The organism is Stenotrophomonas sp. CFBP8994 (genome assembly GCF_034044835.1).
In the GTDB taxonomy this organism is placed as follows: Bacteria; Pseudomonadota; Gammaproteobacteria; order Xanthomonadales; family Xanthomonadaceae; genus Stenotrophomonas; species Stenotrophomonas rhizophila_A.
The window spans coordinates 24,155-36,266 of record NZ_JAXCWT010000008.1 but is presented as its reverse complement, the minus strand read 5'-3'; the positions used below and the strand labels follow the sequence as shown (position 1 = coordinate 36,266).

The 12,112-nt window shown below is 66.2% G+C and carries 13 protein-coding genes; 5 read left to right on the top strand and 8 right to left on the bottom strand.

Going from position 1 to position 12,112, the window contains the following annotated elements; genetic code table 11:
- Positions 1-61 precede the first annotated feature (61 nt).
- Together rlmKL and SOM39_RS18110 are read right to left on the bottom strand one after the other, a co-directional pair.
- A complete protein-coding gene (gene rlmKL, locus SOM39_RS18115) occupies positions 62-2,206 on the bottom strand; it encodes a bifunctional 23S rRNA (guanine(2069)-N(7))-methyltransferase RlmK/23S rRNA (guanine(2445)-N(2))-methyltransferase RlmL (RefSeq protein WP_320459205.1) in 2,145 nt (714 codons plus the stop codon).
- A 178-nt stretch (positions 2,207-2,384) separates the two neighbouring features.
- The gene (locus SOM39_RS18110; RefSeq protein ID WP_093533903.1) at positions 2,385-2,912 is read right to left on the bottom strand and encodes a hypothetical protein; all 528 of its coding nucleotides are present in this window, start codon (positions 2,910-2,912) and stop codon (positions 2,385-2,387) included.
- Positions 2,913-2,969: 57 nt separating this feature from the next.
- Between SOM39_RS18110 and SOM39_RS18105 the strand changes: the two genes are divergently transcribed.
- Positions 2,970-3,536 carry an N-acetylmuramoyl-L-alanine amidase gene (locus tag SOM39_RS18105; protein ID WP_095363994.1) on the top strand — a complete coding sequence of 189 codons (567 nt, stop codon included), beginning with the start codon at positions 2,970-2,972 and terminating at the stop codon, positions 3,534-3,536.
- 113 nt (positions 3,537-3,649) lie between these two features.
- Here SOM39_RS18105 and SOM39_RS18100 read toward each other — a convergent pair whose 3' ends face one another.
- From SOM39_RS18100 to SOM39_RS18090, 3 genes are all read right to left on the bottom strand, one after another.
- A complete protein-coding gene (locus tag SOM39_RS18100; RefSeq protein ID WP_179197354.1) occupies positions 3,650-4,555 on the bottom strand; it encodes a sulfurtransferase in 906 nt (301 codons plus the stop codon).
- Positions 4,555-5,337, bottom strand: a complete 783-nt coding sequence (locus tag SOM39_RS18095) for a CoA pyrophosphatase (protein WP_093533909.1) — start codon at positions 5,335-5,337, stop codon at positions 4,555-4,557. The genes SOM39_RS18100 and SOM39_RS18095 overlap by 1 nt, the downstream gene beginning before the upstream one ends.
- A gap of 161 nt (positions 5,338-5,498) precedes the next feature.
- Positions 5,499-6,200: an FKBP-type peptidyl-prolyl cis-trans isomerase N-terminal domain-containing protein gene (locus tag SOM39_RS18090; RefSeq protein WP_068850599.1), complete on the bottom strand. Its 702-nt coding sequence runs from the start codon at positions 6,198-6,200 to the stop codon at positions 5,499-5,501.
- A gap of 236 nt (positions 6,201-6,436) precedes the next feature.
- Between SOM39_RS18090 and SOM39_RS18085 the strand changes: the two genes are divergently transcribed.
- The 3 genes from SOM39_RS18085 (at position 6,437) to SOM39_RS18075 (ending at position 8,875) form a co-directional block, all read left to right on the top strand.
- On the top strand, positions 6,437-6,808 hold the full coding sequence (locus SOM39_RS18085; RefSeq protein WP_320459204.1) for a hypothetical protein: 372 nt from the start codon (positions 6,437-6,439) through the stop codon (positions 6,806-6,808).
- Positions 6,808-7,482 (top strand): endonuclease III, encoded by a 675-nt coding sequence (gene nth, locus SOM39_RS18080; RefSeq protein ID WP_245357243.1) that lies wholly within the window; start codon positions 6,808-6,810, stop codon positions 7,480-7,482. The genes SOM39_RS18085 and nth overlap by 1 nt, the downstream gene beginning before the upstream one ends.
- Positions 7,483-7,663: 181 nt before the next feature.
- Positions 7,664-8,875, top strand: a complete 1,212-nt coding sequence (locus tag SOM39_RS18075) for an OprO/OprP family phosphate-selective porin (protein ID WP_176472668.1) — start codon at positions 7,664-7,666, stop codon at positions 8,873-8,875.
- Positions 8,876-8,994: 119 nt separating this feature from the next.
- Here the strand turns inward: SOM39_RS18075 and SOM39_RS18070 are convergent, their stop codons facing one another.
- The 3 genes from SOM39_RS18070 to SOM39_RS18060 are packed head-to-tail and all read right to left on the bottom strand — an operon-like array spanning position 8,995 to position 10,711.
- Positions 8,995-9,903: a DMT family transporter gene (locus tag SOM39_RS18070; RefSeq protein ID WP_320459157.1), complete on the bottom strand. Its 909-nt coding sequence runs from the start codon at positions 9,901-9,903 to the stop codon at positions 8,995-8,997.
- Positions 9,900-10,571, bottom strand: a complete 672-nt coding sequence (locus SOM39_RS18065) for a hypothetical protein (RefSeq protein WP_307107191.1) — start codon at positions 10,569-10,571, stop codon at positions 9,900-9,902. Before SOM39_RS18065 ends, SOM39_RS18070 begins: the two co-directional genes overlap by 4 nt.
- A gap of 41 nt (positions 10,572-10,612) precedes the next feature.
- Entirely contained in the window at positions 10,613-10,711 is a 99-nt protein-coding gene (locus tag SOM39_RS18060) for a pantocin A family RiPP (protein ID WP_083214100.1), read from the bottom strand.
- A gap of 381 nt (positions 10,712-11,092) precedes the next feature.
- Here SOM39_RS18060 and pstS point away from each other — a divergent pair, with 381 nt between their 5' ends.
- On the top strand, positions 11,093-12,112 hold the full coding sequence (pstS, locus tag SOM39_RS18055) for a phosphate ABC transporter substrate-binding protein PstS (protein WP_093533913.1): 1,020 nt from the start codon (positions 11,093-11,095) through the stop codon (positions 12,110-12,112).

Genomic DNA, 12,112 nt, shown 5'->3' with positions numbered 1-12,112 from the left:
CGGCTGCTCTTCCGGTGGCAACGGGAACTCAAGTGCAAACCGACCAACAGTCGGCTCTACATCACGCCCCGTAGCGCCTCAACTCCCACGCGCGGTGAATGCGCGGGTTGCGCTCGAAATCGTCGCCGATGGTGTCGGCCGAGATCTCGCGGCACTCAGCGAATTCCTTGATCGCTTCCTCGTCCAGCTTGAAGCGGCGGAAGTTGTTCGAGAAGTACAGCACGCCTTCCGGGCTCAACCGCGCCACGGCCGCACGCAGCAACCGCACATGCTCGCGCTGCACGTCGAAATCCTCGGCGCGGGCGGAGTTGGAGAAGGTCGGCGGATCGCAGAAGATCACATCGAACCGATGCCGCTCGGCTTCCAGCCAGGCCAGTGCATCGGCCTGGATCAGCTGGTGCTGGCTGCCGCCCTTGCCGTTCAGGGCCAGGTTGTCGGCGCACCACTGCAGGTAGGTACCGGACAGATCCACGCTGGTGGTGGAGGCCGCACCGGCCACCGCTGCCTGCACGCTGGCCACGCCGGTGTAGCAGAACAGGTTGAGGAAGCGCTTGCCCTGCGCTTCCTTGGCCATGTGCCAGCGCAGCGGGCGGTGGTCCAGGAACAGGCCGGTGTCCAGGTAATCGAACAGGTTCACGCGCAGCAGTGCATCGTTTTCGCGCACCAGCACGAATTCGCCGCGCTGTTCGAAGCGGCCATACTTGCTGCCGCCCTTGCCGCGCTCGCGCGACTTCAGCGCCACCTGCTCGGCCGGCACCTGGAATACCTCGCGCGCGGCCGAGAGCAGCTCGTTGCGGCGGCGGCGCACGTCCACGTCCGGAATGGTGGCCGGCGCAGCGTATTCCTGCACATGCAGGAAGGTGCGGCCAGCGCCACCGTCTTCTTCGTACACGTCGATGGCGGCGGCGTACTCGGGCAGGTCGGCGTCATACACGCGGTAGCAGGTGACCTGTTCGCGGGCCTTCCAGGTCTTGAACCTGCGGATGTTCTTGCGCAGCCGGTTGGCCACCATCTGCGCGCCTTCGCTGAGCTCGCGCGGCTGTCCCGCGTTCTCGCGCTGCGGTACGGCAATGGGATCGCACACGATCAACGCGCACTCGATGGCGCCGTTGAACAGCTGGTACTTCTTGTTCGCGCGCAGCCCGGTGGCGAACGCAAGTTCGGCGCTGCCGCACAGCAGGCTGGCCCGCCACTGCGGCACGGCGCGCTTGAGCGCGTCGCCCAGGCGGCGGTACAGCACCGCATCGGCGGCCAGGCGTTCGTCATACGGCGGGTTGCACACCACGCAGCCGGTTTCCTGCGGCGGAACCTGCACGTCGGCCACGTCGCGCACGCCGAACCAGATCGCCTCGGCGACACCGGCGGTCTCCGCGTTTTCCTTGGCCGCGCGGATCGCATGCGGGTCGATGTCGCTGCCGTGGATGACCTGCTTGAGCGCGGCGCGCCCGGCCTGCTCGCGGGTGCGGGCATCGGCCATCAGGGCGTTCCAGGCCTCGCGGTCGAAGCCCAGCCAGCGGCTCGGCGGAATGCTGCCGTGGCGCTGCAGGCCCGGGGCCACGTCGGCGGCCATCAGCGCGCCTTCGATCAGCAGCGTGCCGCTGCCGCACATCGGGTCCAGCAGGCCGCCGCCTTCGGCATGGATCTTCGGCCAGTTGGCGCGCATCAGCACGGCGGCCGCCAGGTTTTCCTTCAGCGGGGCCTCGTTCTGCGCCATGCGCCAGCCGCGCCGGTGCATCGGGCCACCGCCGAGGTCGATCGAGATCGAGGCGCGGCCCTTGCGCAGCGACAGGTTGATGCGCACGTCCGGGAACTCGGTGTTCACCGACGGTCGTTCCAGGCCCTGCGCGCGCAGGCTGTCTACCACGCCGTCCTTGACCCGCTGCGCGGCGAAGCGCGCGTGGGTGATTTCGGTCCCCGACACATGGGCGTCCACCGACAGGGTCAGCGCGGGGCTGATGTGCTGCTCCCACGGCATCGAGGAGACGCCCTGGTACAGCGATCCCTCGTCCGGGCAGTCGAACTCGGCCAGCGGCCACAGCACCCGGCTGGCCAGGCGCGACCACAACACGACCTTCAGTGCCTGCGGCAGCTCGCCCTCGGCATTGACGCCGGAAATGGTGGCAGTGGCCCTGGGCAGGCCCAGCGCCAGCAGTTCGTCGGCGAGCAGGTACTCCAGGCCCTTGGCGCAGGAAACAAAGAATTTCACGGGATCGGTATCGCAGGTCAGCAGGAAGGGGGTGCCCACGGGCACCGCGGGCGGCCCGGGCGCAGGCGCCGGACCGTCCATTGTACGTGACCCGGCCGGAATCGCCCCGGGGACGCCCTGCGACCCATGCGAACCGCTTGTGGCCATGCGGTTGGAGGCCGCCTTGGGTGGGTACGCTTCAGAGGCTCCGGAGCAGCGCCTCGAACGCCTGCGCCGAGGCATCCACGTGGTTGTTCAGGCGGTGCCCGTCATCCACCAGCAGCAGCCGCGCCGAGCGCGCCTGGGCCCAGGCGATCACATCGGCGGCCGGGATCAGCTCATCGTGCCAGGCGTGGACCACGCTGGTGGGCACGCGGGCGGCATCCAGCGCCGGCATCGGCCCCATCCGGGTCGGCGGCACCATGAGGAACAGACCCCGGGTCGGGACCTGCAGCGAGGCGATGGCCGAGATGTAGGCACCCAGCGAGGAACCCGCCAGCACGACCGGGCCTTGCGCGGCGGCGGCGCTGGCGCGCTCGACCAGGCGCTGCAGGCGGGCACGGACATCCCCCACGCTGCTGACCTCGCGCAGGGCATCCAGGTCGGTGTAATCGGGCCGTTCGTGGGTCCAGCCCAGCCGCTCGGCAACCTCGGCCAGGGCGGTTACCTTGGTGGCGTCCGGGCCGCTTTCAAAGCCGTGGGAAAGAATGCAGTGGCCGCGGCTCATGCAGCCACCGCGTGGAAATCGATGTAAGCGCTCATGCCCGAATGCTAGCATCGGCGCATGCCCGACCGCGCCCCGCCCCGCATCGATTCGCAGCCGCTGCCCTACGTGGCGCAGCTGGGCGAGCGCGCGCCGGATGACATCGATCTGGTGGTGATCCACTGCACCGAACTGCCCGACCTGGCCATGGCGCGCAGCTACGGCGAGCGCGTGCTGTACGACAGCGGCAGCGGCAACAGCGGGCACTTCTACATCGACCGCGACGGCAGCATCGTCCAGTACGTCCCGGTCGAGCGCATCGCCCACCATGTCAGCGGTTACAACCCGCGTTCGATCGGCATCGAACTGGTCAACACCGGCCGCTACCCGCACTGGCTGGATTCCCGCCACCAGGCGATGGACGAACCCTATCCGGAGGCCCAGATCGCGGCCTTGATCGACCTGTTGCAGCACCTGTGCGACACCCTGCCCGGCCTGCACCACATCGCCGGACACGAGGCGCTGGACACCCGGGACGAAGTAGCCAGCGACGACCCGGACCGGCGCGTACAGCGCAAGCTTGACCCGGGCCCGTTGTTCCCGTGGCCGCGGGTGCTGGCGGCGGTGACGCTGACTCCGCTGGGGTAGAGCGGACTGTCAGTCCGCTGCCGTTGGCGTGCAGCCTGCGGTCGACGCGAAGAGCAGCGGACTGACAGTCCGCTCTACCTGCGCCATCCGTTGACGCCCTGGGTGACGGCCGATCAGGCGCCGGTCGCGACCGGTCGGCTTGAATCGCTGACCCACCCGCTCCACGAATCGGCATAGACCCGCGCGCCGTGCAGCCCGGCCACTTCCATCGCCAACAGCAGATGGCAGGCGGTCACGCCCGAGCCGCACATCAACACCACCTGCTGCGGATCATGCGTGCCAATCAGCGGCCGCAGCGCGGCGTGCAGCTCGGCGGCCGGTCGCAGGCGGCCGTCGGCCACATTCAATCCGAACGGACGGTTCACCGCGCCGGGTACATGCCCCGCCACCGGATCCAGCGGCTCCACCTCACCCCGGAACCGTTCACCGGCACGCGCATCCAGCAGCCAGCCCGGCGCATGCTTCAAGCGCGCGGCGATCTCGTCCACCGATGCCACCTGGCGGGTATCGAAACGCCCCGGATAGGCCGGCAACGGCAGCACCTCGGGCACGTCCGTGGTCAACGGCAGACCGGCCGCCTGCCACGCCGCGAGGCCACCATCGAGCACCGCCACCTGCGTATGTCCGATCAAGCGCAGCAGCCACCACGCGCGCGCCGCCGCCATGCTGCCGTCGCCGCCGTCGTAGACCACCACCTGGGTATCCGGACCGATTCCCCACCGCCCCAGTGTGCCGGCGAACGCATCGCTGTCCGGCAACGGGTGGCGGCCGTGGCCGACCACGCTCATGTCAGCCAGGTCGCGGTTGACGTCCGCGCGCAGCGCGCCCGGCAGATGCCCGGCGGCATAATCGCGCGCGCCGGACTGCGGATCGGCCAGCGAAAAACGCGCATCCAGCACGCGCGGCGCCGCACTGGCGGTGGCGCGCGCATCCAGCAGGCGCGTATCCCCCTGCGAAAGCGCGCTGGACAGCGTCGCCACATCGACAAGGGTGGTCCACGGGGTCGGGTTCGCGGTCATCATTCCAGTTGCTCCAGGCGGCGACGCAGGTTGTAGAGGATGGCGGCGGTGGCGCCCCAGATGCGCTGGCCCGGCCAGCCGTATTCCAGCACGTGGCGAATGCGGCCGCGGTGGTCGATCTCGACCTGGTGCAGGTTGGCCGGGTCCATCAGGTAATCGAACGGCACTTCGAACACTTCGGCCACTTCATCCGGCTGTGGCACCGCCACGAAACCCGGGTCGATCACCGCCACCACGGGCATCACCCGGTACCCGGTAATGGTCACGAACGGATCCAGGTAGCCCAGCACCTGCACCTGGTCGTGCGGCAGCGCGATTTCTTCGTTGCTTTCGCGGATCGCGGCGGCCACCGCATCGCGGTCGTCCGGCTCCTGGCGGCCGCCCGGGAAGCCGACCTGGCCGCCATGCTGGCGCAGCGTATCGGTGCGCCGGGTCAGCAGCACCTGCGCGCCGCTGGCGCGCGGAATGATCCCGGCCAGCACCGCCGCTTCCACCGGCGGGCCGGGCGGCAGCAGGTCGGCCAGTTCACTGCGGTTCCAGCCATCGCCACCGGGGGGTGCATCGAGCGGGTGCAGCGCGCGCAACAGGCGCTCGTGGTCGGCCAGCGAGCCGCCCAGCGACTGCCGCAGCTGCTCACGCAGCGGCAGCACCTGCCGCATCACATGTTCTTGTTCGTGTCGGGTCATCGTCGACCAGCGGGTGATTTCATCCACGTTGCGCAGGCAGCCGCCGCACAGGCCGGCGCGATCAAGCGCGCAGGTTCCGATGCAGGGGCTCGGCATGGCATGGGCGGGGGTTTCCGGAAAGTGCACCGGGCAACAGTAACGCGAATGGCGCGGTTCCAACACTGCGGGAGCCGACCAACGGTCGACGCTGCGAGTGTGTTGAAAACAAAAAACGCGCCGATGTTGCCATCGACGCGTTTTGTTGTTTTCAGCCGTTCTTATTTGACGCTGACCAGCTTGATTTCAAACTGCACGGCGACGTTCGGCGGGAACGGGGTACGCGGGTCGGCACCGTAGGCCTGTTCCGGCGGCAGGGTAACTTCCCACTTCGAACCGGCCGGCATCTGCAGCAGTACTTCGCGCATGGCCTTCATTTCGACTTCGCTGACCTTGATCGACGGGATCTGCTGCGCCGGGCGGGCTTCGGTCGGACGGGTGCCGAACGGGTACGGGCCGGCCACTTCCAGCTGCACGGTGCTGGCCTGGGTCGGCTTGGCGCCCTTGCCGGCTTCGATCACGCGGTACTGCACGCCGCTCGGCAGCGCCTGCACGCCGGCCTTGGCCTTGTTGGCGGTCAGGAAGGCAGTGCTCTTGGTCTTGTTTTCGGCGGCAGCCTTTTCGTACTCGGCCTTGGCGGCAGCAGCACGACCCTGCTCACGCTTCTGGAAGGCTTCGACGGCCGGCTTCAGCTGATCGGCGGTGATTGCCGGCTGCTTCTTGGCGTAGGCATCCTGCAGGCCCTTCACCACCGAATTGATGTCCAGCTGTTCGCCGCGACCGGTGAGCTCAGCCAGGTTGTTGCCGTAGTCGTAACCGAAGTAATAGCTCAGCTTGCCCTTTTCGGACGAAGTGTCCTGGGCGAAGGCATTGCCCGTCAGGGCCAGGGCCGCGACGGCGACCGCGATAGAACGCAACTTCATCAAACGTTTCTCCAGGGGTGGTAACTCAGGACGCATTGGGCCGCCCTGAGGCGACGGGTTAGGATAGCCGCCGCAACGTTGAACCGCCACTAACGACGAAGGCTATGACCTGCTTTCGTTTCCAGAGTTCAAAATCACTTTTTTTTAACGTTTTACCAGGAGTTTCTGCCGTGGCCGACGCGCCCCTGACCGTTGCCGACGATGGTGCCATCCCAGCGCCCGGGGTCAACCGCCCCATGGTTCAGGGAGGTGACGCCGCCGGGCCGGCGCCGGCGCGCCTGCTGCAGCTGGTGCTGGCGGATGACCTGGATGCCGCGCTGGACGCCGGCCTGATGGACTACGTGCCCGGCCCTGGCGACGACGCCCTGCTGCCCGGTCACCCGGACCTGCCCGCCCGCCTGCTGCAGGCCCAGCAGCAGCTGCAACGCGCCTGGGCCGCGCGTGACCGTTACCGCCAGCGCGCGCAGCGGCTTGCGCGCCGCGCGGCCGAACGCGATGCGCGACGCGCGCCGCCGGCCCCCACTCCCGATCTGAAGCCGGCCCTGCCGCCTGCGGCTGCCGCGATTCTTGCGCGCGCCAAAGCCAGGGCTGCTGGAAAGCCTTCCTGATGACCCCTGTTGCAAAGGCCGCTCCGCGCAGCGCGCGCATGCCCAAGGCCGACGTCGTTGAAATGTTCACCCGCCTGCGCGAACTCAATCCGCATCCGAAGACCGAACTGGAGTACAGCTCACCGTTCGAACTGCTGGTCGCCGTGGCGCTTTCCGCGCAGGCCACCGATGTGGGCGTCAACAAGGCCACGCGCAAACTTTTCCCGGTAGCCAACACGCCGCAGGCGATCCTGGCGCTGGGCGAGGACGGGCTGAAAAAGTACATCGCCACCATCGGCCTGTTCAATGCCAAGGCGAAGAATGTCATCGCCACCTGCCGCCTGTTGATCGACCAGCATGGCGGTGACGTGCCGCGTGACCGCGCCGCGCTGGAAGCCCTGCCCGGGGTCGGGCGCAAGACCGCCAACGTGGTGCTCAACACTGCGTTCGGCGAACCGGTGATGGCGGTGGATACGCACATCTTCCGGGTGGCCAACCGCACCGGGCTGGCCCCCGGCAAGGACGTTCGCGCAGTGGAAGACCTGCTGGTCAAGGTGATTCCGGCCGAGTTCCTGCTCGACGCCCACCACTGGCTGATCCTGCATGGCCGGTATGTGTGCAAGGCGCGCAAGCCGGACTGCCCGCAGTGTGTGATCCGTGACCTGTGCCGCTTCAAGCAAAAAAACGCCGCCTGAGCGACGGCGGCGACTGCCATCTGGGCGCAACCGGGCAGTCATCTGATTCGGGCAGTTTGAGCAACCCCAGCAGCCGCCGTGCCCGGGCCTGGGGCTGCCTTGTCTGAAACTGTCATATTTACGCAATCTTCACTTATTAGCCTGCGCAGCATCTTCCCACCTGCCTGCAAGGCTCCTTTCCATGAAACTGCATCGCCAACTCCTCACTGCGGCCGTGGCTGCTGCGCTGTTCGTGCCGGCCGCCCACGCTGAAGTGGCCATCGACGTGATCGGCGGCTCGGAGATCACGTTCGAAGGCCTGGTCCAAGCCGACGGCAACTGGTTCGACAACGATGTGACCGATCTCAACGGTGGCGATGCCGCCAACGGCAAGGACAGCGAATTCGAACTGCGTCGCGCCGAGCTGGTGCTGAAGGGCAAGGGCCCGGGCAACGTGGAATGGGTGGTCGGCTACGACGCCAAGGCCGACAAGTTCCTGGACACCAACGTCAAGTACAAGCTGGCCGGCAACGCCAACCACTTCGTGCAGCTGGGCCAGTTCAAGCAGCCCAACAGCCTGGAAGAGCTGTCCAGCACCAAGAACAACGACTTCATCTCCAAGGCTGCGGTCACCAACACCTACGCCGTGGCCCGCCGCCTCGGTGGCGCCTACAGCTTCGGCGACAACAACTGGTCGGTCACCGCCAGCGCGTTCGGCCGTGAGCTGACCCGCAACCTGGCCCACGGCAGCGGCTACGGCGCACGTGGCACCTGGGCGCCGATCAATGACAAGGGCCAGGTCCTGCACTTCGGCCTGAGCTATGTCGACTACGACACCGACGCGGACACCCTGCGCGTGCGCGCCCGCCCGAACGCCGACCTGGCCACCGCGCGCCTGGTCGACAGCGGCAACCTGACCGACACCGACCGGGTCAAGACCATCGGTGCCGAAGCCATGTACATCGGCGGCCCGTTCAAGGCCCAGGCCGAGTACTACACCAGCGAAGCCAAGCGCATGACGCGCGACAACTACACCAGCGACGGCTTCTATGTCAGCGGGCTGTGGAACATCACCGGCGAGACCTGGGGCTACAAGAGCGGCGTGCCGACCACCGGCCTGCCGGACGAGCCGGGCCGTGGCATGTGGCAGCTGGGCGCGCGCTATGACTCGATGAACCTGGATGATGGCCATCTGAACGCCAACCCGGTTGCCGGTCGTCCGCCGATCGTGGACGGCGTTCTCGGCGGCAAGATGGATATCTGGACCGTCGGCGTGAACTACTACTGGCGTTCCAACACCAAGTTCGCGCTGAACTACGTGATGGTGGACAGCAAGAAGTACAGCTCCGCCACGCGCACCTTCGTCAACGACGACCCGAACATCCTGGAAGCGCGCCTGCAGTTCTTCTGGTAAGCAACAGGCAAGACGCAGCATTGATGGGGCGCAGCTTGGGCTGCGCCCCTTTCTTCGTTCTGGGTCACGGGTTACCGGCGTTGCAGCGCAATTGCAGAAGTAACAGGCACTGTCCACCGTCACCGGGTGGCTCCATTGGCAGGCGCCGCCACGCCCCTCAATCGGAGTGCCATCCCCAATACGACCAGACCGATTCCCGCCGCCTGCCACCAGTCGAGGGTCTCGCCAAAGGCGAGCACGGCAGCCAAGGCGCCGACTACCGGAACACCCAACGTAAAGCTCGCCGCGCGTACTGGACCCAGCCCCTGTATCGCGACATACCACAGCCCGAAGACCACCGGCCCGTTGAGCACGCCGACATAGAGAAGGGCCAGGACATTCCCACGCCCCTGCCAAGGTGGCAATGACTCTCCCTGCCCGCCGGCCAGAGCAAGCAGCGGAATGGAACAGAAGAATGCGATGAGCATCTGCACGGTGACCAGCGTCGAGGGCCGGCAAGGCTGCCCCGTAAGCGCCGACAACAGGGTGCCTACTGCCCAAAGGGCTGCATTCAGAACAATCAACAAGGCGCCGCCCGCTGGCGCACCGCCGACATATAGAAGGACTCCGCTCAACGCCGCCCCCGTCGCCAGCACGCCCCCCCAAGACCACCGCCCCAGGCGCACCGCCTCCATCGCGCCAGCAAAGGCGGGCATCGTGTACATCAACGTAAGCACGGTGGTAGCTGGATAGTAGGCGAGCGCGAGGATGTTGAGGCTGGAGACCATGGTTCCATTGATCGTCACTGCCCAGAGCACGCGTTGTCTCGTCGCCGCCTGCAGCTGCAGGACCTCCAGCCAGCTCCGTCGGACAAAGGGCAGCACTGTCATGAAGCCCGCCAAGGTACTGTAAAAACGAAACGTCCAAGGGCCCATCTGTTGAACTGCGTCCCTCGCAAAAGAGAAGCTGGTACTCCAGACCAGGACCACGCACACAGCGGCGGTCGCGGCCCGGAGATCCACGCCTTGTGCGTGATCAGACCACTTCATGCGCGGTACCTGGCCACCGCAGTGATTCGTCTACGACGCGCAGGAGCGGTAACCGCGGAGACGAAATGCGGGATGCGGCGTGCGCTGGTATCAAATACCAACAACGTGAAGAGTGCCGGCACCAGACAGGCAGCAGGTTCCTTCTCCCCGTCAGGAAGCACTACGGTCAGCCCTCCGTGGTTGGGGTCCCACTCCTTCGTCAGACTGAGCGCGACGCCGAAGCTCTGGCCCGGATCGCAGTGAGTGCCAAGGAAATGGCCATGCTCGAACCAACTCAGGTAGAACTGGGATACGGTCAGAGGTACGCGGCCAGTGACCTTTCCCAGCAACTCGAGCACCGGCCTTGAGGCCATCAACTGTTTCATCGCCTGTAGCGCTTCCACATCGGCGTTCTCACGCGAGTCCGGCATCCATCGGAACGAAAACGCGAATCTGCCAAGCTCACGGTCGCGATCAGCGATGGCGTGCTGCCTGCTCGCTTCGACTTTGTCCGACGAACACAGATCGTGCTCACCATCACGATTCTTCACGATAAATGACCACCGATCCTCCCCGATGCTGGCAACGCGCTCAACCACATCAGCGATGGATGGCACAAAGGCGCGTAGATCGAAATGAACGTATCCATCGAGCTGGAAGCGCTCGCGAAGTACCTCATATCCGATCAAACACCACCTCCTCCCGGGACCTGCGCCCTGCCCTTCCGGTGTCACGAGAGCTGGATGCTCTCGCCGGACTGGTACATCGCGTCTTCCTCGCTGATGGCCGAGATGCGCTCTTCCAGATCGACGAACGTGATCTCCAACATTTGCAGCTCCTTTTCACATGCACCGGAAGTGGTGCCGCCCGAAGGTGGAGGGCCTGACCACTTCGACTCAAGGACCGACGTCACTTATTGCAATGGAATGTCAGAACATGTGAAGGCGAATGCACTTTCAAAGTGACTGCCGTCATGCTGCAAGGTTGCGCTGGCGCAGGAATCGGTGAGTTGCACCGATTGCGCCGAAGACCGCTGTCTGTCGCGGACGACGCGATCGTGACGGTGTCCGCGCTCCGCGCCAGTGGAATCTCCGAGATTGGAGGGTGTCACGATGCCGTCATATGACAGACGTCGCGCTGTCATTGAACCGTTATGCAATAGGCACCGGGCGGGAAACCCCGCACCACCATCCATCCCAGGAGCCACCCCGTGATCCACGCCTTCAAGTCGCGCGCCGCTGTTGCCGTCCTCGCCGCGTCCTCCGTGTTCGCCGCCAATGCCGCCGATGTGACCGGCGCGGGCGCATCGTTCATCTATCCGGTCATGTCCAAGTGGTCGGCCGACTACAGCACCGCGACCGGCAAGAAGGTCAACTACCAGTCCATCGGCTCGGGTGGTGGTATCGCCCAGATCAAGGCGGCCACGGTGGACTTCGGTTCGTCCGATGCCCCGCTGAAGCCGGAAGAGCTGGCGGCGGCCGGCCTGGCCCAGTTCCCATCGGTGATTGGCGGCGTGGTGCCGGTGATCAACGTGGCCGGCATCGCCCCGGGTGCGCTTAAGCTCGATGGCGTGACCCTGGCCAACATCTTCCTGGGCAAGGTCAAGACCTGGAACGACCCGGCCATCGCCGCCCTCAACCCGGGCGTGAAGCTGCCCGACGGCAAGATCACCGTCGTGCACCGCTCGGACGGTTCGGGCACCACCTTCAACTTCGTCAACTACCTCTCCAAGGTCAACCCGGAGTGGAAGTCCAAGGTCGGCGAAGGCACCTCGGTCCAGTGGCCGGTCGGCATCGGCGGCAAGGGCAATGAAGGCGTTGCCGCGTACGTGAAGCAGATCAAGGGTGGCATCGGCTACGTCGAACTGTCCTACGCGCTGCAGAACAAGATGTCCTACGCCGCGATGAAGAACGCGTCGGGCAAGGTCGTGCTGCCGAGCGACGAGTCGTTCGCCGCCGCTGCCGCCAGCGCCGACTGGGCCAACGCCAAGGACTTCTACCTGGTCATGACCAACGCCCCGGGCGCCGAAGCGTGGCCGATCACCGCCACCAACTTCATCCTGGTCCGCAAGCAGCCCAAGAACGTCAACAGCGCCAAGGCGACCCAGGAGTTCTTCCGCTGGATCTACAAGAGTGGCGATGCCCAGGCCAAGCAGCTGGACTACGTGCCGCTGCCGGACGCCCTGGTCAAGCAGATCGAGACCTACTGGTCGCAGAACCTGAAATATTGA